This window comes from Pseudoalteromonas holothuriae, assembly GCF_945859825.1.
In the GTDB taxonomy this organism is placed as follows: Bacteria; Pseudomonadota; Gammaproteobacteria; order Enterobacterales; family Alteromonadaceae; genus Pseudoalteromonas; species Pseudoalteromonas holothuriae.
Window position 1 is genome coordinate 87,124 of sequence record NZ_CAMAPC010000009.1, and the last position, 24,113, is coordinate 111,236.

Below are 24,113 nucleotides of genomic sequence, written 5' to 3' on the forward strand. Positions count from 1 at the left end.
GAATTTATCATGTCTAAAAATATTATTGAAAACGGCTTAGAAGTCGCGGTTGTTGGCCTTTCTTTGCGCTTGCCTGCGTGCGTTGATGCTGCCACTTTTTGGCAGAACTTAAGTGAAGGTAATGAGCTGATTAAGTTCTTTAGTGAAGAACAGCTGCGTTCATATGGTGTGAGCGAGTCGCTATTGCAGCAAGAAAACTACGTAAAAGCAGGTGCTTTTCTTGATGAGCCTTTTCAGTTTGATGCGGAGTTTTTTAATTACGTACCACGTGAAGCTGAGTTTATGGACCCGCAATTACGGTTATTGCACGAATGCAGTTGGCAGGCATTACAAGATGCTGGGTGTAATCCGCATACGACCGATCAAGCCGTGGGTATGTATTGTGGCTCAGCACAAAATATTAACTGGTTACGTCAGGTATCTAACCATGTTGGTGATGGTGTCGGTGAAGTTTATGATCTTAAAATGTTGTATCAAAGAGAGTTTTTCAATACTCGAGTGGCGTATAATTTAAACTTCAATGGGCCATCTTTAACCATTGATAGTACCTGCTCAACTTCCTTGGTAGCCATTCACCTTGCTGCCCAAGGTTTATTGAGTGGCGATTGTGATGTTGCGCTTGCGGGAGGTGTTTGTGTTAGTCCTTTGACTAAGGGTTATAGCTACCACAAAGGAATGATCCAATCTGCTGATGGTCACTGTCGTACTTTTGATGCACAAGCAAATGGCACGGTACCAGGTAATGGCATTGGCTTGGTTGCATTAAAACGTCTCGAAGATGCGATTGCTGATGGTAATCATATTTACGGAGTACTGAAGGGCTCGGCAATTAATAATGACGGCTCAGCAAAACCCGGCTATACCGCGCCATCAGTAAAAGGGCAAAAGCAGGTTATTAATTTAGCCACAGATAATGCTGAGGTGGACCCGGATAGTATCGACTTTATAGAATGTCATGGTACGGCAACTAAAATTGGCGACCCGATTGAAGTGCAGGCATTACAGCAAGCATATGGTGATAAGGGTGATCAATGTCTGATTGGTTCAGTGAAATCGAATGTTGGTCACTTGGATGCCGCTGCAGGTGTAATTGGTTTTATTAAGGCCATCATGTCAGTGCATCACAAGTCACTACCAGCATCACTGCATTTTACCCAGTTGAATGAGAATATTAATTTTTCTGATAGTAAGTTTGCTGTGAATGACACACTACGTCAGCTCGATAATGAACACCGACCTTTGCGTGGTGCGGTGAGTTCTTTTGGTATCGGAGGTACCAACGCACACGTTATTGTTGAAGAATATATTGAGCAGCGTAGCTTCAACTATGATGCACGCCGTTATGAAATGTTCCCTATTTCTGCAAAAACGGACTACTCGGCGCAAGCTAACTATGATGCATTGGCTAATTGGCAACCGCACTCTGAGCGTCTAGCCGATCTTGCATACAGCGTGCAGGTACGTGATAGCCAGTTTACATACAGACGCTCGTTCATTGCGCAAAGCTTAGATCAACTAAAACAAGCAACATGCTCTGTTCAACCAGGTTGGAGTTTTAATGGTGATGGTCAAAAGTTAAATAAACTAGCTTTTATGTTTCCAGGTCAAGGTGGTCAGTATCTGAACATGGCCGCCGATTTGTACCAGTATGAGCAAAGTTTTAAAGACATTGTGGATGCCTGCTTCTCATTGTTGACAGTTGAGCAGTCAAGCTATTGGAAAACATTGTTATTTAGCCAAGATCCAACAGATAGCGAGTTGCTTACCAGTACTGATAACGCTCAGCCTGTGCTGTTTATTATTGAATATTCACTTGCTCGCTACTTAATGGACTTAGGAGTGAAGCCAGATTATTTAATTGGCCACAGTTTGGGTGAGTATGTTGCAGCCTGCCTAGCAGGGGTATTCTCTTTAGAAGATGCACTGACTCTGGTTATCGCTCGGGGGCAGCTGATGGCACAAGCGCCTGCTGGCGCGATGTTGAGTATTGCCAGTGAGTTTACACACGTTAAACCATTGTTGCATGACGAATTAGAGTTGGCAGCGAGTAATAGCGCATCACTTTATGTTGTTGCAGGTAGTGAGGAAGCAATTGTTGATGCCCAAGCTAAATGTGAACAAATGGGTATTAAATCTACGCGCTTACACACAAGCAAAGCGTACCACTGTTACTTGATGAATGAAGTACTACCTAAGTTTCGAACTCAGGTTGAGCAAATGACGTTGCATGCTCCGCAGTTACCGTTTTTTTCCAATTTGAGTGGAGAGTTGATTCGTCAAGATGAAGCAACTGACCCAGAGTATTGGGTCACTCACTTGCGTGGTGCGGTTAACTTTGCAAGCGCCGTGGGGAACCTGTTTGCGGCGGGTGTGAGCCACTTTGTTGAAGTTGGGCCTGGTAACGCATTGAGTACCTTTGTTCGTAGTCATGAACACGCCAACAATGCCCTCGTAATGAATACGCTGCGCCACCCTAAAGAGCCTATTGATGATGACTTAGTATTGCATCAAGTATTGTCTCGTTTGTATTGTTCAGGTGTGAACCTAGATTGGTCAAAGTATAACCAGCACCGTCAACCGAAAATGGTTGCAGTGCCTGCATATCAATTTCAGCCTACCAAATATGCGCAGGTTATGGGGCAAACTTCAAATACTGAAGTTGCACAAAAGAAAAGCGCGAAAGCAAGTATTGAACACGCTCGTCCAAATTTAAGCAGTGCCATGCTTGCCCCAAGAAATGAGCAAGAACAAGCGATGGCGCAGTTCTGGAAAAGCATATTTACGCTGTCAGAAGTGGGCGTTAACGATAACTTTTTTGAACTAGGTGGTCACTCTCTGTTGGCAACGCGGGTACTTAATTTTATCAGTGAAGCATTTGATGCTGATTTACAAATAGCTGATGTGTTTGAAACCCCCACTATTGCGGGACTAGTTGAAAAAGCGCAGACACAAGAAAAATCAACAGATAATGCTCATCGCATTCAAGTTATTGACCGCAATCAGTTGGTACCAGCAAGCTTTCAGCAACGCCGTCTATGGTTAATCGATCAATTAGAAGGCTCCAGTAGTCAATATAATATGCCTGCATCCTTTATCTTGCATGGGGCACTTGATAGGGAGGCTTTACAGCAATCAATTAATGCCTTAGTGGTACGTCATGAGGTGCTTCGCACAAACTTTGAAGAAGTAGATGGAGAAGCTTTCTTAAAAGTGAACCCTGTCTGTGATATACCCATAGACTTTAAAGATCTCAGCCATTTAGATAAGCAGCAACAAGCGTTGTCAGTGCGTGAAATTGCCGACTCAGATGCGATAAAGCCATTTGACTTAGCACAGGACCCGATGATCCGTTTATCAGTTTTGCGCCTTAAAGCTGACTCTCACATGTTAGCGTTTAACGTACATCATATTGTATCAGATGGTTGGTCAGAGATGATCTTGGTACGAGATTTTCAAGCGTTTTACTTGGGCTTTGCCAAAGCACAAACAGTGGCTTTGCCAGAACTTGATTTACAGTATATTGACTACGCTTACTGGCAACGCAATTGGCTTCAGGGTGAGCAGCTTGAAGCAGAGCTATCGCATTGGGAGTCGCGCTTAACGGGTGCGCCAGTGGTACATAATTTGCCACTTGATAGACCAAGAGCCACGCGTCAAACGTTTAATGGTGATAAATTTCAGCGCAAAATCACGCAAGCGCATTTGCATGTTTTAAAGGATATTGCACGCCAAGAAGGTGTGACTTTATTTATGATGCTAGAGACTATTCTATCTCTGGTTGTGGGTCGTTGGAGTGGTCAACAAGATATTATGATAGGAACGCCCATCGCAGGGCGAAATGACAAGCGTTTAGAGCCGCTCTTAGGCTTTTTTGTTAATACCTTAGTGTTACGCAATAACTTAAGTGGCAACCCCAGTTTCAAAGAGTTATTAGGGCGAACTAGAGAAGTTGCTCTAGATGCATTTGCACACCCCCATGTACCTTTTGATATGGTCGTTGAGCGTGTATGCCCACAAGTGGGCAATAGTCACTCTCCACTATTTCAAATTCTGTTTGCGTTGCAGAACTATGAGCGCACCACACTCTCTTTAGGTGAACTTGAATTTGAAAAAGTAGAACAAAAAGTGTCGGCTAAATGTGATCTTTCGTTATTAACGGCTGAAGTTGAAGATGGCCTGCTCGCTGATTGGTATTTTAATACGGACTTGTTTGACGCACAAACCATCACCAAAATGGCGGATCACTTTGAGTTGGCAATTGCCGGTTTGTGTGAGGTAAATGGTGACTTTGCCAACATCAATGAGTTGCCGATGGTCACAGCGGACGAGTATCAGTGGATGTTGCCTTTAGCACAAACTGAAGTTGTTGCCAGCAAGCATACGTTGATCCACCAGATGTTTGATTTGCAAGCAACTCAAACCCCCTCTGCGATCGCCATGGTATTTGAAGAGCAGCGCATGACTTACGCTCAGCTTCAACATGATACTGATGCAGTCGCAGCACAGTTACAGGGGCAAGGTATTGGCCAAGGTGATAGCGTGGCGATTATGTTACCTCGTGGTAAAGATATGATTGTTGCACTATTGGGAATACAAAAAGCGGGTGCCGCTTATATACCCATTGACCCAAGTTATCCGCAGAGCCGCGTTCAACATATGCTAGATGATAGTGGTGCTAAAGTGGTAGTCAGTGATAGTCGGATTGTTGCTTACCCTAGCACCACAGAGGTATTGGACCTTGCTCAGTTTGATCCATCTCAAGCCCAATTGCTTGACTATCAGTGTCATGCCACAGCACAAGACACAGCCTATATTATTTACACGTCTGGCACTTCAGGTTTACCTAAAGGTGTTGCGGTGAGTCATGGTGCTTTGTTAACGGCGATGACATCACGCATTGAAGAGCTGGGTAGCTTAGGTAGTGTGTTACTACTCAATTCAATTTCATTTGATGCATCAATACTAAGTATCTTCTGGTCGCTTGCAACAGGAGGCAAGCTGGTCATTGCGTCTGATGCTCAAGTAAAAGACCCTGAAGCACTAACCAACGCAATTGATGAACATTTTATCGAGTCAGTTATTACCGTGCCTTCTATATATCGTGCGGTACTCGATTTAAGCACCCATTTTGAGCATGCTTCTTCGCTAAAACTGGTTATTCTTGGCGGTGAAGCTCTGACTCATGACTTGCGTCGCTTGCACTTTAATTGTGCGTGGTCAAAACAAGCGCAGTTACATAATGAATATGGTCCCACGGAAGCCACTATATCATCTACTTATTTTCGCTGCGACCCTACTAACCAAGCTCAGAGTACACCGATTGGTAAGGCTTGGAAGCATGTTGGAGTAGCGGTTCTCAATGATGCTGGTGCTCTAGTACCAAAAGGGTGCGTAGGTGAACTATGTATTTTTGGGCCATCGTTGGCACAAGGATATTGGCAGCGACCAGATTTAACTGAGCAAAAGTTTGTGCAGTGCCACGCTTTTTCAATACAACCTGAGCGAGTATATCGAACTGGAGATCTAGTTTATTGGAACCAAGACCAAGAACTTGAGTTCATTGGCCGTATTGACCAGCAGATAAAACTGCGTGGCTATCGCATCGAACAATCTGAAATTGAGTCTGTGATCACTGCAGTAGAGGGCGTTGAGCAAGCCGTTGTGCAAGTCAAACAAGATAAGCTTATTGGCTATGTGCATGCATCGGACGGTGTGACTGAAGGTCAACTAGAGCAAGTATGTAGTAGTCAATTACCTGATTACATGGTGCCTCAATGTTGGGTTTTTATGGCGCACTTTCCGTTAACGCCAGTGGGTAAAATTGATTTAAAGCAATTACCTGAACCTGACTTTAACAAACAAGTGAGTGAGCAAGATAAGGCCAGTACCGAGCTTGAATGTCTATTACATGGCATATGGAGTCAATTGCTTAATCTAGATGAGATAAGTATTCATGACAGCTTCTTTAAGTTAGGTGGCGACTCTATTTTAATTTTAAAACTTAAATCGCATTTAGGCGGCTTAGGTTGGACCTTTGATGTGCCTCAATTTTACGCAGCGCCAACCATTGCACAACTGGCTCGTATCTTAGCGAACAAAACGCAGTTAAGTGAACAAAAAACAATCACTGGCGCGCAGCTGTTAATGCCAGCTCAACATTGGTTACTACAGCCTGATGCAGTTGATGTCCATCACTTCAATCAAGCATTAATGTTAAAGGGCCAAGTACACCTTGACCATACTACTATTAGCACCATCGTTAGTGCCTTAGTTACACGCCATGATGCATTACGATTGAGTTTCAAGCAAGACGACAATGGCTATCAAGCCAATTACTTGTCTTTGCAAGGGGGCGTTGCTCAGATGGTTGAGTATTACCAAACAATCTCTCATGCAGACATTGAACCACTTGCTGCCCAAGCGCAAGCTGCTTTAAGTTTAGAAGGGCCGTTATTTAAAGCGGTATATATGGGGCTTGAGGATGGTAGTTGCCGATTATTACTTGTTGCAAACCATTTAGTTGTCGATGGAGTCTCATGGCGTATTTTGCTTGCTGATTTAATGAAAGGCTATGAGCAGTTAACTGAGAATGGAAAAATTACATTATCTGCTAAAACCACCTCCTTACAAAGCTGGTCAAAGGGATTGCAAGCACTAGCAAAATCAGAGGTTGTACAGCAGGAACTAAGCTACTGGCAAAGTGAGTTAGCAAAGCCGTTCACTGTAATCGAGCATCAGCATATTGAGCAAGACCTCGTTGCTGACGAACAGGTGGTAAGCGTGCCATTTGACGAAGCGATCACTAACGCATTGCTGACTCAAGGTCAAAGTAGCTACGGCATGGGGATTGAGGAGTTGCTGCTAGCGGCGATTAGTGAAGCAATGAACCGCTGGCAAGGTATGTCTGCTACTCGCATTATTTTAGAGAACCATGGTCGAGACATTGCCATTAAAGACGCAGATGTAAGCGATACTGTTGGTTGGTTCACTGCCATGTATCCGCTGCATCTTGAACATTATGGCGATATTCGTACACATCTATTGGCGACTAAAAAGCAATGTCGTGCAGTCCCAGCGAAAGGGGCGCACTTTAGTCTACTACAGTATTTATCATCAAGTTTACTAAAGGAGTCATTGCCAGACACAAAAGAATCTCTCGTATTCAACTATCTTGGTCAGTTTGATCAAAGCGTTAATGCTAATAGTGCCTTTACGGTAGCAACTGAAAAAGTAGGCGATATGATTTCATTGTCACGCCCTAGAGATGCGTTACTTTGTTTAGATGGCATGATCAGTGGTGGTTGTTTGAAATTTACACTGCGCTATGGCTCACAGATCTTTGATGCGCAGTCAATGGCATTGCTCGCTGAGCACTTTCAAAACGCGGTGATTGAATTTGCGCAACACTGTAAGGCGCAAAAACAGAGTCATCGAGACGTCGCAGATTTTGAGTTAGTGACGTTAACGCCATCAGAACTTGAGCAAATTTGTGATTTACATCCAAATTTAATTGATGTGTATCCTTGTACGCCTAGTCAACGCGGCATGCTACTACATACGCAGTTAATGAACACAACACAAGATACGGCGTATTGTAATCAATTAGAGCTGGACTTAGTCGGTAATCTTGACTTTTCGCGCTTTGCTTTTGCATGGCAACAAGTTGGTAAACACAATGCGGTATTTAGCACAGCATTTTTTCAACTAGCGGAACAAGGATATGTGCAAGCCGTATTTGATGGTGTTGAGCTGCCAGTTACTTTACACGATGGTCAAGCACTTGGTGCCCAGCAGAGCGAAAATGCTTATCTGCAATTACGCCATGAAGATAAGCAAAGAGGATTTGCACTTGACCAGCCATGTATGGCCAGAGTGCAGGTTTGGCAATTTGCCGCTGATCGTTTCCGTGTACTGATCACTATGCATCACGCCATCATTGATGGTTGGAGTTTACCGTCATGCATTGGCGATGTTATGAAAGCTTATTATCAGGGCGAGATATCCAGTCGACCCACATTTAAGTCATATATCCAGTGGTTGATGCGCCAAGAATCGGCAGCAGCAGAGGCGTTTTGGCAGACTGAACTGCAACATGTTGAGCAGCCAACGACGTTAGTGGGCGACTTATATAGTGAACAGCCAAGCGCCGCTGATAAGTTTGAGTATGTCATGGATACACAGCAATTGCAGTCATTGGAACGCTGTTGTAAACAACAAGGCGTTACATTGTCTACCTTGGTGCAAGGTGCATGGGCTTATCTATTACACCGCTATACCGGTCAAGATAACGTGGTATTTGGTACTACTATCTCTGGTCGCCCAGCAGACCTAAGTGGTTCGGGACAAATCATTGGGCCGCTTATCAACACGATCCCTGTCAGTGTGGACTGTAGTACTGAGCAAACAATCTCAGATTGGCTGTTGGCGTTACACACTGGCGCGGCGCAGCGCGAGCACTTTGGTTTTCTTGATTTACCTGCACTTAAGAAAATGACGCCTATAACCCGGTTAGACGCGATGTTTAATACTTTAGTGGTAGTAGAAAATTACCCACTAGATGAGCTTAAAAAGAGTAAAGAGCAGGCGTCACAGTTACGAGTAGAGAAAACTCATGCAGATGAAAGTACTAATTTTGATATTACTTTGATGGTACTACCTGGAACACAATTGAAATTACATTTCGTTTATCAAAGCGGCTTATTTTCAGCATCCAAGATGGCTGAATTAGCACAGGCATTGGTGAGCATTTTGAGCAACTTGGCTGAGTCATCAGCGCAAGTTTTGGCAACCGCAGACTTGCTTGAGCAAGCACAAGACGAACAAGAAGTAGAACAAATGCTTGGCGAACTGTCAGATGCGCAATTGCAATCACTTTTAAATGAAATTGAATAATTAGGAATCTTTAACATGAATGCGTTAACGAACAACACTGTAAACATTAAGTCGAAGTTGGCAAATTTATCGCCAGAGCAAAAAGCGGCGCTATTGGCGAAAATGCAAGTGAAGCAAAACAAAGAAGCAGAATTTCAAGATCTGGTATCTTGGTTTCATAGCCAAGCTGATAACTCTGCACAGCGGACTGCGATTAGCTGCAATGAGCAGACTTTGAGCTATCAGCAGCTTAATCAGCAGGCAAATCGCCTCGCCAACTATCTGGTGCTAAAAGGTGTGCAAGCTGAACAATGCGTTGCAATATGCATGGAAAGAAGCTGTGATCTTCTGGTTGCTATTTTGGCGGTACTAAAGTCAGGAGCTGCGTATTTACCGCTTGACCCCCATTCACCGAAAGAGCGACTCACTACCATCATTGATGATGCGCAAGCGCCCTTTGTATTAACTCAGCATAATTATGAGCAGATGTTTTCAGACTCAAGCAGTGATGTATGTGTTTTAGACACTGGGTATGTGCAAAGTTATTTAGCCGAAATGTGTCACGCAAATTTGGCGATTAAGCCTAAGTCTAGTGATCTTGCTTATGTAATTTATACATCAGGCTCAACGGGTACACCAAAGGGGGTAATGGTTGAGCATGGTAATGTCGCGCGATTAATGAGTACATCACAGCCACTTTTTAACTTTAAACAAGAGGATGTGTGGACGTTATTCCATTCTTATGCATTTGACTTCTCGGTATGGGAAATTTGGGGGGCATTACTGTTTGGTGGTGAATTAGTGGTGGTGCCTTATGTTACTAGTCGTTCCCCAGAAGCATTCTCTGATTTATTGATTGAAAAGGGAGTAACAGTACTTAATCAAACCCCCACTGCTTTTTCAAGTGTGCAAAAAGTTATGCTCAGCAAGAGCCAGACTCACCAGTTACGTTACGTCATTTTTGGTGGTGAGGCACTTGAGCCAAAAAGTTTACAGGCCTGGTTTGAGCAGTATGGACAGAGCACTAAACTGATTAATATGTATGGCATTACAGAAACCACTGTTCATGTGACATACAAAGAGATTTCTCAAGCTGATATTGATGGCAAGGTAAGTAATATCGGTAAGCCCATTCCAGATTTAAGTCATTATATTTTGGATGATAAACAGCGCAAAGTGCCTACCGGCACGGTGGGTGAGCTTTATGTGGGTGGCCCTGGGGTGACCAGAGGCTATTTAAATCGTTCGCAATTAACCGATGAGCGCTTCATTACCCCTTCTTTTAGCACGATACAGGGGAAATTGTATCGTAGTGGTGACCTAGTTAAGCAGTTAGCGAATGGGGAGCTGGAATATGTTGGGCGTGCTGATAACCAAGTAAAGCTCAGAGGCTTTCGCATTGAGCTCGGTGAGATTAACAGCAAAATAGCGGACTTAGATGATATATCAGATGTGATCACGGTGCTAAAAAGCAACACGGATGACAAACAATTAGTGAGTTATGTGATATTGGCTGAAGGGCATTCATCTCAGTGGAAGCAAACTTTGCATAGTCATTTATTGCATGTTTTGCCAGAGTACATGGTGCCCGCAGCAGTTGTTAGCTGCTTGGCACTTCCAACCAATATAAATGGCAAAATCGATCACGCTCAGTTGCCAGTACCACAACCCGATGATTATTGGCAAAAGCAGTTTGTTTCACCGACTAATGAGGTGGAGTCAAAGTTGTGCCGCGTGTTGGCTAACTTGTTTAAGTTGGAGCAAGTGGGTATCGAGGATAACTTTTTTGCCTTAGGTGGCGACTCGTTAAAAACGGTTAACCTTGTTGCCAGCGCCGCTGAATATGGATTGTATTTTGATGTGGCGGATATTTTTGAAGCCCCTACAGTCGCAGCGTTAGCTAAACGGACCAAGACTCATAAAAACCAAGAAAATGAGCAATTTGTTGGTCCATTTGAGCTGATCTCAGAAGCGGATCGTGAACAGCTACCGAGTAATGTTGTGACAGCTTATCCGATGTCTCGTTTACAACATGGTATGGTTTACCACAACCAAGCGAGTGTTGATAATAGTGTTTTCCATAATATATTGAATCAAACATTTGAAGGAAGTATTGATTTTGTTGCGATGAAAGAAGCATTCGCACGCGTAATGGCTCGCCACGATATACTTCGTACCGCATTTGACTTAGAGCAATTTGAGCAACCATTACAGTTGGTCTACGACAACGTTGACGTGCCTATTGTGATGCGTGATATTAGTGACTTGGCAGAACATGAGCAACAACAGACAATTGCGCAAGCGCTTAAGGAACAACAGCAACAACGTTTTGATTTATCACTGGCACCACTTTTTAGATGTGAAATTTTGCAGCTTGATGAAAACAAATGGGAGCTTATTTGGGTTGAGCATCATGCCATATTAGATGGTTGGTCAGTTGCCAGCTTCATGACGCAAATTACCAATGAATATAGTGCAATTTTAGCGGGTAAAAGCTATCAAATAGAGGTGCCAGAAGGCTACTATCGCCAGTTTATTAATATGGAGCAAAAAGCGCTCAGTAATCCAAAAAGCCAACAGTTTTGGGACGCATATTTAGCAGATAGCAAATTAACTCAGTTACCTCTTAGGCCTAACCATGAAAGCGCCAGAGGACCACTTAAAACTATGGTCCCAAGTAAACTATTTGCTGAGCTTAAAGCGCTGGCAGCCACCATGAATGTGCCGCTTAAATCGCTGTTTCTTGCTGCATATAGTAAAACGCTCAGTACCTTTGCAAATGAACAAGATATTACTTTTGGTTTAACTAGCCATGGTCGCCCCGACAATTTAGATAGCCGCTATTTATTGGGTTTGTATGTAACGACACTTCCTCTGCGAATGAAAATAGAGCAACAAAGTTGGCAATCACTGATAAAGGATGTTCACGCACAAGAGATGCGTGTTTGGCAGCAGCGTCATTACCCTCTATCAGAGATGATGCAAGGGCGAGATAATCAGACCATTTTTGATACGAGTTTTACATTCAACAACTTCAATATTGTTGATGAAGCACAGGAGCTAGACTTAAAGGGCACTCGAGATAGAAAAGCGCAAGAAATCGATGACTTTCCTTTATCGGTAGGCTTTATTGTAAAAAGTCTGCAAGACAATGTCTGCGAGTTAGGTGTGAGCTTCAACCCTGACCTTTATAACTCAATGTTTGCGCAACAGATCCAACAGTATTTATTACTATCATTACAAGCAATGGCTGAAGATTGTCAGCAATTAGCTACGATTTTGAGTACTCAAGATGACGCTATAATAGCTCAGCTGCAAGGGGAGGAAATTACACAACCTAACACACCTGTATTCTTAGCTTTGTTTGAACGTGCGGTACTTAGTTATGGACAACTGAACGCGATAACCGATGGTGATGAGCATATTAGCTATGAAGTGCTTGAGAAAAAAGCCAATCAGTTAGCACATTACTTAATTCAACAACGAAATATTAAAGTTGGCGACAGAGTGGGGTTATTACTATCACGCTCTTTAGATATGGCTGTGGCTATTTTAGCCGTAATGAAAGCTGGTGCGGCTTATGTGCCTATTGACCCTCAGGCACCGCAAGAACGCAACCTAATGATAATGCAAGATGCTGGCTTAGCAATACTGCTGACGCAATCGCAATTTGAATCAAGTGCACTGGCACAAAATATCAACAGCCTAGTTATGGATACCTTGGAGAGTGAGTTAGCTCTGACGCCGACAACATCCGTGTCATGCTGTGTGTCAGAGCAAGACTTAGCCTACCTAATGTACACGTCGGGCTCTACTGGTACACCAAAAGCTGTCATGGTCAGTCATGGTAATCTTGCTGCATACCTGGACTCGGCGCAATCCCTTTATAGTGTGACGTATACCGACCGAGTATTGCAGTTCTCGACTTTTGGCTTTGATATTTTTGTTGAAGAGTTTTTCTGTGCCTTAAGCCAAGGCGCCAACCTCATCTTTAGAGACAATGACATCATGGATGCGGATAAGAAGTTTTGGCACTTCATGGCTACACAGAAGATCACTATCGCGTCATTGCCCACCGCATTTTGGCATTTACTGGTTGATCAACTTGAGCATACGCCAAATTCTAATTTACGTTTATTGATCACCGGTGGCGAAAAAATGTCAGAGCAACGCTTAGCGCGCTGGCAACAACATATGAATAAAGAAGTGCAATTATTCAATACCTATGGGCCTACAGAAGCAACAGTCATTGCGACAGCGAAAGAAGTATCACAGCTTGATTGCATGGAGCAAGCTGTGCCGCTGGGTAAGGCTTTGGATAATACAGGGGTGATGGTATACGACGCGTTTGGTAATCCAGTGCCTAGTCATGTTGTGGGGGAAATTTATATCTACGGGCCCTCTGTTGCGAAAGGTTACTGGCAACGTGACGACTTAACTGCCAAGGCATTTGTAAATATTGAGGTTGACGGGGTGTCTTATCCCGCCTTTAAAACGGGGGATTTTGCTTATATCAATGAGCATGGAGAACTAATTTTTGCTGGACGAAGCGATGACCAAGTGAAGATCCGAGGCTACAGAGTAGAGCCACAAGAAATTCAACAATGTGTGCAAAGCATTGATGGTGTTGAATCAGCTCTTATCAATGTCGCAAAACGAGACAATAACAATCAGTTGCAGGCGTTTGTTAAAGGGGATAGCAACGTGCAACTGACTGATATTAAGGTCAAGCTTGCAGCTAAATTGCCGGAATATATGGTACCAACGTTATGGGCCAATATTGAGCAATGGCCACTGACGCTAAACGGTAAAATTGATACTAAGGCCCTGCCAGACGCTTTGCCAATCAATGCAAATGGCGCTACTGATATTGAAAAAAATGAGATGGAGCAATCGCTTGCTGATATATGGGGGGCGCTGTTAGAAATAGATACAGGGTCAATCTCACCGGCGAGTAATTTCTTTGATTTAGGTGGGCACTCCTTATTGATGACACGTTTGTTAACGCAAATTCAGAGCAAATTGGGTTGTGAACTGCAGCTAAATGAGCTACTTCAACATGGTTCATTACAAGCTATGGCGAAGCTTATCAGTGATGATTTATCACTTAACAATCTGTCTGAACTCAAAAATAACGATGAGTTAGTTCAAGAGATGGAGTGGTGATCATGAATGCAAAAGAAATACTTAAGCGCTTGGCGAGTCATAAAATTTACTTATACCTCGAATCTGGCAAGTTAAAATCTCGCTCAGCCAGCGGTGCAATCAGTCCAGAACTTGGGAGCTTAATTCGCAATAACAAAACGCAAATAATGGCGCTGCTAGCACAAAAATCAGCCAGTGCTGGCCGTATTAAGCCAATGGTAGATTATGCCCAAGTGCCGCTGTCATTTGCGCAAAAAAGACTTTGGTTCGTTAGCCAATTAGATGCTCAAAACAGTGATTACAATATGCCCATCGCATTTCAGACAGAAGGCGTGGTAAGCGTTGCGTATGTAGAGCAAGCAATGAATCGTGTGATTGACCGTCATTTGGTATTACGTACTGTTTATCAAGAGGTTCAGGGAGAGCCTCTACAGTGCCTCCGCTCCGATCTAAAGTTTAAATTAGAGTGTCATGATATGAGCCACTTAATCAGTGCCGATAAAGCGCAAGCAGTGGCCCAATTGGTGAAAAAAGTGTTTTCTCAGCCATTTGATTTAAGCAATGAGCTTATGATCAAAGGGAGTTATATCTGTACTGAGCACGCAACAGAGTCCCAAGTAGAGGAAGGGGTTTTGCTGTTCAATATGCATCACATTGCATCAGATGGCTGGTCGATGGATATTTTGACCAAAGAGTTTTGCCTATATTATAACGCTCTGGTGCAACAGCAGCAGGTTGAGCTGCCACCACTGAGTATTCAATATCATGATTATGCTGCATGGCAAAATGCTCAGCTGGCCGATAATGTGTTAGAAAAACAAGTAAATTATTGGCAAAAACAACTGGCTGATGCCCCTGCAGTTCACTCAATTCCGCTGGATTTTCCACGTCCAGATGTCAGGAAGGGGCGTGGCGCATGGGTATCAGGTGAGCTCTCAAGTGAGGTGTCAAAGAGCCTACTCAAGCTAGCCAAGCACCATCAGCTTACGCCATTTATGCTTTTACATGGTGCTTTAAATATAGTGTTAGCAAGGCACAGTGGGAGTACAGATATAGTTTTAGGGACGCCTACCGCAAATCGTTTACGTGCTGAAGTAGAACCATTAATTGGGTTTTTTGTTAATACTATTGTATTGCGAAGTGACGTGAGTGATGCGCCGTTAAATGAGTATTTTAATCGAATTCGTGATGTGCACTTGCAAGCACAGGCCAATCAAGACTTACCTTTTGACCAACTTGTTGAGCGACTTAAAATTTCACGTAGTAGTCATTCGCCTTTGTTTCAAATTATGGTATCCGCAGATGGCGATTACCGTGCAGCGCAGACACCGCAAGCGCAAAAAGTCACACTCTGTGATATGACATTAACGCCAATGCGACCTGAGCTAGATCAAGCTAAGTTTGAGTTAGGGGTTAATTTTAGCATTAGTGAGCAGGGGCTAAGTATGCAGTGGAACTATGATGTGAGCTTGTTCAAGGCCTCACACATAGAGCAAATTAACCGTCATGTGGAGTCGCTGCTAGAGGAGATGGCCGAGTTACCAGTAGAAGCAGCTACGCCATTATCTAATTTATCTATGCTGTCACGGCAAGAAGAGGCACACTTGCTCGTTCAGTTGAATAATAGCCCGGTAAGTTATGATGCCTCGTTAACAATCCATACATGCTTTGAACGTCAGGTTGCGTGTTTTGGTGACAATATTGCTATTGTGCACAAAGATACACAGTTAACTTATACACAAGTGAATGAGCACGCGAATCGTTTGGCGCATTATTTAGCAACGTTTATATCACCTTCTCAGCCCACATTTATTGGTATTCATCTAGCGCGTTCGGCGCAAACCTTGATTGCGATGTTAGCGATTTTAAAAGCCGGTGGTGTATATGTGCCATTGGACATGAACTATCCTAGTGAACGATTGAATTACATGATTAAGGATGCTCAGCTGCAATGCATTATCACGGCGCAAGGGCTACCTGAGGATTTACAAAATTTTTCGGGGACGCAGGTGAAGGTGGGTAACTCATTGCAACTGGATAATGAGTGGTCTCATTTTAGTTGCGAAAACTTACACTTAACCAGAGCGCATAGTTCTGAAAATTTAGCCTATTTGATTTATACCTCTGGCTCTACTGGCAATCCCAAAGGGGTATTAGTACCACATTCCGGCGTTATAAGGCTGGTAAAAAACCCTAACTTTATGACCTTGAATGAACACACTGTATTCTTGCAAGCGGCGAATACATCCTTTGATGCTGCAACACTAGAGATCTGGGGACCGTTGTTAAATGGTGGGTGCTGCGCACTTTATCCCCAAAAAGTAGTTGAGCCTGAGTATGTAAATCAAGCGATTGACGACCACCAAGTGACGGCCTTATGGCTAACCTCGGGTTTGTTTACCGAATGGAGCCGTTACGACGCGTTATTACCTTCCTTACAATATGTGCTTGCTGGTGGTGATGTTTTACAACCAGAAGCGGTCAGTAGAGCACAAAAAAATCACCCTCAAGTGCAAGTGATCAATGGCTATGGTCCAACAGAAAACACTACTTTTAGTACGTGTTATCCAGTGCCAAGAGAAGGCTGTTCAGGCGATATTCCCATTGGCACAGCCATCAGTGGGGATCAGGTATTTATTCTCGGCCCAAGCCAAGAGTTATTACCAAAAGGCTGTGTTGGTGAGCTTTATGTAGGTGGTGATGGGTTAGCCAAAGGGTACTTAAATTTACCAAAGATGAGTGCCGAGCGGTTTGTCAAAAATCCTTTTTTGGGTAAGTTAGCACGCACTAGCAGTCACCTATACCGTAGTGGTGACTTGGTAAAATACGATCAGCAGGGTAATTTACAATACGTTGGTAGAGCCGATGATCAGGTTAAAATTCGTGGCTTTAGAATTGAGCCGGGTGAAATAGAAAGTGAAATTACCGAGCTTAGTCGTGTGGATTCATCGGTGGTACTCGTTAAAACACTCAGTGCTCATAAGCAACTTGTTGCCTACGTTAAGTTTAAAGACTCGGTCTTAGGTGGAGTGGATGAGCTTATAGCCTTTGTTAAAGCTGAGCTGGTAGACAAATTACCAAGTTATATGCAGCCAAATCATTGGGTGGTCATTGACCATTGGCCTATCAATCCAAATGGTAAAGTAGACAAAAAATCATTGCCTGAACCTACGTATAGCACGAACAAAGAGGTTATTTTACCTACCACTCAATTAGAGCAAAGCTTACTGGGCATCTTTGCTGAGTTATTACACTTAAAGCCTAGCAGTATTTGTATGACAGATAACTTTTTTGAGCTTGGGGGCCATTCATTACTGGCTGTTAGGTTATCTTCGGAGATTCGTGCTCAGTTAGAGCTTGAGCTAAAAGTACAAACTATTTTTGATGCCCCGAGCATTGTAGAAATGAGTAAAGCTCTGGCCTCTAGCACGCAGTTACATTTATATAATCCATTGGTCGTAATGAACAGAAGCAACGCGGCGATACCAGTGTCATTTTCACAGCAAAGGTTATGGTTTATCAATAAACTGCAAGGAAAAACTCCTGAATACAATATGCCTAGTGCCTATCGAGTTCAAGGCGAATTAAACCTGCAAACTGTACAGGATGTTTTAGCAACCATTATTGCGCGCCATGAAGTGCTAAGAACGGTATATGTTGATCATGATGACTTTGCGACACAAAAAATTATACCTACAGAGCAGGTTCAGTTCGAGATTGAGCAGGTTGATTTAAGTGATGTACCACACCTAAAGCAGGACTATTTGGTATCTCAATTGACGAAGGCGTTTATGACTAAGGCATTTGATTTAAGCAAAGACCTAATGTTAAAGGCCTGCTATATCAATTTAGCTGAAAATAAAGGCATTCTAGCCTTTAATTTGCATCATATCGCAGCGGATGGTTGGTCAATGCAAATTATGAAGAAGGAATTTTTCGCCCTCTATCATGCCTACGTTCAAGGTCAGTCAAGCCCCCTAACACCGTTAACATTACAGTATGCGGATTATGCACAGTGGCAGCGTCGCGAGTTGCAAGAAAGTGGCAGTGATAAACAGCTTGAATACTGGCAAACGCAATTAGCAGATTTGCCACCTGTACATGGTTTGTCGTTGGATTACCCAAGAAGTGAACAGCGCGCCAGACGTGGTGATATGTATTCTAGCTATTTAAATGCTGATGTGGCCAATTCACTTAATGAGTTGGCAAAAGAACATAAATTAACCTCGTTCATGTTACTACATAGCGCCGTTGCATTAGTGCTCAGCCGACATAGTAATAGTTCAGATATTGTGGTTGGTACTCCTGTGGCAAACCGTATGCAAACTGAGTTGGAATCTTTGATTGGTTACTTCGCAAATACTTTGGCATTGCGCGTTAAAACGGAACATCAAACACTTGAAGAATATCTTGCTCATGTGCGTTTGACGCATCTTGATGCACAATCAAACCAAGATATTCCGTTCGATCAATTGGTTGAGAAACTACAAGTTCAACGTAGTGCTGCCTATTCGCCAGTTTTTCAAATCATGCTGACCACCTTTACAGGGTTTGGCATTAGCAGTGAACAAGAGGAGCAGTCTTTTCGCCTACCTAATGTGCAAATGGAAGCCATATCGGGAGATACCACTCAAATTAAATTTGATTTAAATATCGAGCTTGGTTTTGATGAGTCAGGGGTTCAAGTTCATTGGAGCTTCGATGAGGGATTATTTACTGCTGAACATATTGCACAATTATCAGGGCACCTAGATAACGTACTTGTGGCGCTGAGCAAGATGACAAACAAGCCACAAAGTGATCTCACTGCGCTCTCTATATTGTCAGATCAGGAACTGCATTATCAGCTGACAGAGCTCAATGATAATGCAGGTCATTACATGGTAAATAAAGGCATTCATCATTTATTTGAAGCGCAGACTGCTGCCAATTCGTCGCAAACAGCTTTATGGGTTGATGGACTCGCAATGAGTTACCAGACACTTAATGAGCGTGCTAATCAAGTTGCCCATTACTTGCAAGCGCAAGGTGCAGGCGTAGAAGATACCTTGATTGGGTTGTGTGTTGAGCGCTCTGAAGACATGGTTGTTGGCATGCTCGGCATTTTAAAAGCCGGTGCAGCCTATGTGCCGTTAGACCCAAGTTTACCTGAGCAGCGTTTGCAATTTATTGCACAAGATGCCTCGTTATCATTAATTTTAACGCAATCTCAATTAAAACCCGATTTGGTTAACCTAGATGCGCAACTTGTTAGCTTGAATGACCCATCTGAGCTGAACTTTGCACAATATAGTACTGATAATATTGCTCATACTCAAAGCACGTTTAATGCAAAAAGTTTAGCTTATGTTATTTATACTTCAGGTACTTCAGGCCAACCAAAAGGTGTATTAACGTGTCACCGGGCGGTGATGGCTTTTGATAGTGCATTTACTGAGCAGTTATCTCATTGTGGTGGCATACCTCAAAGCTGGCTTTGGTTACCTTCATTTGCATTTGATGCGGCTACGAAAAGCTTATTAATGCTGTGCCGAGGTGTTAGCACTGTGATTGTTTGCTCCAGTGACGCGAAATCTCCAGATAAAATAGCGCAGTTGGTTGCACGCCATGATGTCTCTATTGTGAATTCAACCCCTCAGTTTCTGAGCCAGTTGGTGATGCACCCTGCACTGCCCCCAGTACACCTGATCTCCAGTGGTGACTGGTTACAAGGACAAGTGTTTGAACAGTTATACGCTTATAAAGAGCAGCATCAGAAAGCATTGATCAATGCGTATGGACCAACCGAAACAACTGTTAACAGCAGTTATGGTGTGATTAATGAACAGGTTAGCCATATTGGTCACCCCTGTAAGAACTCACAGCTATATATATTAGATGAGGCTGCTAGAGTACTTCCTATGGGAGTTGTTGGTGAGCTTTACATTAGTGGTGATGGAGTTTCTAACGGTTATTTGAATCGACCTGAGCTGACCAAGCAGCGATTTATTGCTAATCCGTTTGTAAGTGATATCGGCACGTTAATGTATCGCACGGGAGATCTCGTTCGGTATTTGTCTGATGGACGAATTGAATACGTTGGCCGCTGTGATGACCAAGTTAAAGTCAGAGGTTACCGCATAGAGTTGGGTGAAATTGAAGCGCGAATCATGGATATTCCTGAGGTTGACTCAGCGTTAGTCGTAGTCAATGAACGCCAAGCTACACAAGAGCTGATTGCTTATGTACGAGCAGCTGATGCGAACACGGATGCGGGTAGTTTAGTAAGAGCATTGCCGTTGCAGCTTGCACAAAATCTGCCTGATTACATGGTGCCGAGTGGTTTTGCCGTAGTTGAGCGTTGGCCATTGACCAGTAATGGAAAAATAGATAAGCGCGCTTTGCCAAAGGTAGATATTCGCTTATCGCAAGGTGAGTTCGTTGCACCTAGTAGTTTGTTAGAGCAAAAGTTAGCGCGCATATGGAGTGATAAGTTGGTGGTGCCTTATGACTCACTCAGTGTGAGTGCAAACTTTTTTAGTATCGGTGGACATTCTTTATTAGGTTTGACGGTAATGAATGAAATTAACCAACAACAACTAACCACAGAGTCACTGAACGTTAAATGCTTGTTTAATTATCCGACAATTCGAACGTTGGCAGCGTTTATTGATAGGGGAAGCGAACCGGAGCAAAACGGCAGTTTAAGCGTACTACATAGTGTGGGTAACGAACAGCCTACATTGTACTGTGTGCCGGGTACTTTAGGCTTGTCGACGAGCTTTAATGCAATTTCTAATGCGTTGGAAGGGGCACTGAATGTGATGGCGTTCAATCACCATGCAGTGATGGACAGTAACCTCGCACATACTAGTGTGAAACAAAATGGATGCGAATTTGCCCAAGCAATTTTAACGCATCACCCAAAGGATTTAACGGTTTATATCGCGGGACATTCATACGGTGGTGCCGTTGCATTAGAAATGTGCCATGAGCTAGAGCGCCATGGATTCAAAGTTAGCTTAGTACTGATTGATACTCTGTTTAACCAACCAGCAAGTGAGGCATCTCAAGATAATGCTTTGCTTAGAGCAATTACTAACAACGCAGACCCACAAACGGCCAGTCGACTTAGTGAGCTGTATCATCAGCAATCAAGGTTATTCAGTGAATACCGTTATGACACGCCAATTCAAGGTGATGTACTACATGTGATTGCACAGGCACATAAAGAGCGAGTGTTTGAGTTCACTAGAAACAGCTCGGATATTACACAAGGTAAGTACGATACATGTATAGCAACGGGTGATCACTTTTCCATGCTCAAAGACATGGGGGCGTTAAGTATTGCCGGATATATATATAACTTAGTGTCGCAGCAGAGTGAACTCACTGATGTGAACGCCAGCAACTCAGCCTTGAGCTTAAAGGCATAATTACAGAGGTTTTATGTTTAGCTATTTTTTTAAACAGCACAAACTATTGCTTGCCATGGCATGTGCTATTAGCGGTGCGACAGCGGTTATTGCACTGTGGCTATTTGCGACAATAGGTAAAGTGGGGGAGACTGGCGCTGCTAGTTTCCGTCTTGATACCTTCGTATTGGCCTTAGTTGGCTTTGTTGCTTTGTCTATGTGCTCAGCTGCGTTTTTATCACGGCTTAGTTCAAGAGCAACGCGCTCTGTCAGGATGACCTTAATTAAGCGAGTGATGTCTACCAGTTATGCAGACTACGAAAATGTAGGTACAGAAAAGCTCTACAATGTTTTGATTAACGACGTTAATTCAATCTCAGCTGCTTTGTCTGAAATGCCAACTTTTATGTATAACGCGTTACTGTTAACGATATGTCTGAGTTATTTAGCCTATTTGTCACCTGAAATGTTCGGCATATTAGCATGTGGCATTGTGGTGTCAGGGCTTATTTCGCGTGCATTAATTCGTCGTTTATCAGCAAAATCACGTTTACTACGCCAAAGTGAAGACTCTTTGATGGAAAGTTATAAAGGGCTGCTGGAAGGGTTTTCTCAGCTGAGTATTTCTAAACAGCGCAGCAAGCATCATTACAATAATGAGTTGTTACCTAGTATTGATCAAATGTGTGATAGAGAGCGACAAGTGCGCTTTAACTGGGACATCAATCGCGGCTTTACCAGCATGCTGGTTTTTATGCTCTTAGGGATTATTATCGCATCCAGTCAATATTTAAACAAACCGGGTGTGTTGCTCAGTTATGTGTTGATCATTACTTTCAGCGCCAGCCCATTTGCAGCAGTGATGAACTTAGTGCAACAGTTTGCAAAAGCAAAAATAGCCTTAGACAAAATATCTGGCTTTGCTATTGCGCAAGAAAAACCAACAGAGCAGCTATTTGATCAACAACCCACGTTAGAGTGGCAAAAAATAGAGTTCAAAGATATCCACTTTGAATATCCTCAAAAGGGTTCAGAAGTGCCATTTTCACTTGGGCCGATTAACGTCACTATCAATAAGGGTGAAACGCTATTTATTACCGGTGGTAATGGCAGTGGAAAATCAACCTTTATTAAGTTGCTACTTGGTTTTACACAAGCCTCATCAGGACAAGTAATTATTGATGGTAAAGAGTTAGATATTAATAGTATGGGCTCTTATCAGGCTTTATTCACGCCAATTTTAGCCAATTTTTACCTGTTTAATGATGTGTTGCGCCATGACGGCAGCGTCGCGGGGAAAGATAAAATAGACCCATTATTGGAAAAATTTGAGATGCAAAGCAAGGTCAGTGTTAAAGACAACCGCTTTGTCTCTACCAACTTATCACAAGGCCAAAGAAAGCGTTTAGCGTTAATTAACTCAATTGTTGAGCAGTGTGATGTATTTGTCTTGGACGAGTGGGCCGCAGATCAAGACCCACATTTTAGAGCCGTCTTTTATCAGCAAATATTACCGTGGCTTAAAGAGCAAGGTAAAACCGTTGTAGCTGTGTCGCATGATGATAAGTATTTTGCTCAAGCCGATACTCGAGTGGTGTTTGATTCTGGTGTATCACACTTACTGACAGATGATGCGCATCCTGATTTTTCTCGTTATCGCCAAGATGAAGCGTTGCTTGCTGCCAGTTAATGAATATAAAAGAGCGGCTAGTAATAGCCGCGAAAATAAAAAATTTGGAGACAATATGAACGCGAGCACAAAATCCGATAGCGCATTGGCCAGCCCAATAGATGCGTTATTTTACCCTCTATCAAATATTGAGTTTATGACTCAAAAGTGGCCAGAGCAATTTAATGTGACACATGGCAATAATGCGTTGCTTACTGAGTTAATTAATGACCCTGATTTTACATCAATAGAGCGTTTAGTTAATGCTCGTAGTGAAAATGATTTACGTGCAGATTATACGCGTACTAATTTACCCAGTCAGTTCGGCATAACACCCCAGCAAGCCATCGATTTATACCACGAAGGTTGCACTATTTATGCTCGAAGGCTGCTAAATGATGTGTCTGTAAAGTGGTGTAAAGAATTAGATAAAACGTTTGGTTTAGTGCCAGGAACGGCTCAGATAAATGCATTTGCATCACAAGCGGGTCCAGGACTGCCTTGGCATTGGGATGCACAAGAGATTTTTATTGTGCAAGTTAGTGGCAAAAAGCGTTGGCATGTTGCAGCAAATGAGGCGGTTAAGTGGCCAACAAAGGGGGGGCGAGCGGGTAGTGATTATCCACCTGAAGTGGCTATGCAATTAACCAATCCTGAACAGCCAATCGAAGAACCAAGCGAATTTGAAACGATTGATTTAGAGCCTGGTTCAGTGATGTTTTTACCTAGAGGTTACTGGCATAGAACCGAAAATATTGATGAGAGTATGCACCTTGTTTTGCAAGTTAACTTACTAAATTGGCGAGATGTCTTTGGTTATTTACTCAACAATGTGCCGATGTTTTATGGCGAAGAGTGGCGTAAACCAAGTCAATCATTATCACCCGATAAGTTATTCACATCGGGATTGCAAGAATTTCAGGCTTGCTGTTCCCAGCTTAATGAGCTTGCGACTCCACAAGGGTTAATGAAGATGATGCAAGCGTATGCCAGTGAGCGCAAATAGCAATTACAGTGCTGTAATAAGCCGGAGG

Annotated in this window: 5 protein-coding genes; all 5 read left to right on the forward strand. The window is 43.1% G+C overall.

Annotated features, from left to right (window positions below):
- Window positions 1-9: 9 nt before the first annotated feature.
- Genes OCI93_RS12700 through OCI93_RS12720 form a run of 5 tightly spaced genes read left to right on the forward strand, consistent with a single transcriptional unit; the run spans window position 10 to window position 24,085 of the window.
- Window positions 10-8,892, forward strand: coding sequence for a non-ribosomal peptide synthetase/type I polyketide synthase (locus OCI93_RS12700; RefSeq protein WP_261626536.1), 8,883 nt, complete (start codon window positions 10-12; stop codon window positions 8,890-8,892).
- A gap of 15 nt (window positions 8,893-8,907) precedes the next feature.
- Window positions 8,908-14,037 carry a non-ribosomal peptide synthetase gene (locus tag OCI93_RS12705; RefSeq protein ID WP_261626537.1) on the forward strand — a complete coding sequence of 1,710 codons (5,130 nt, stop codon included), beginning with the start codon at window positions 8,908-8,910 and terminating at the stop codon, window positions 14,035-14,037.
- Window positions 14,038-14,039: 2 nt separating this feature from the next.
- Complete coding sequence (locus OCI93_RS12710; protein ID WP_261626538.1) at window positions 14,040-21,431, forward strand: non-ribosomal peptide synthetase; 7,392 nt, start codon at window positions 14,040-14,042, stop codon at window positions 21,429-21,431.
- A 13-nt stretch (window positions 21,432-21,444) separates the two neighbouring features.
- Window positions 21,445-23,100 (forward strand): cyclic peptide export ABC transporter, encoded by a 1,656-nt coding sequence (locus OCI93_RS12715; RefSeq protein ID WP_261594195.1) that lies wholly within the window; start codon window positions 21,445-21,447, stop codon window positions 23,098-23,100.
- Between the two features lie 55 nt (window positions 23,101-23,155).
- Window positions 23,156-24,085 carry a cupin domain-containing protein gene (locus OCI93_RS12720; protein WP_261594196.1) on the forward strand — a complete coding sequence of 310 codons (930 nt, stop codon included), beginning with the start codon at window positions 23,156-23,158 and terminating at the stop codon, window positions 24,083-24,085.
- The last annotated feature ends 28 nt before the right edge of the window (window positions 24,086-24,113 follow it).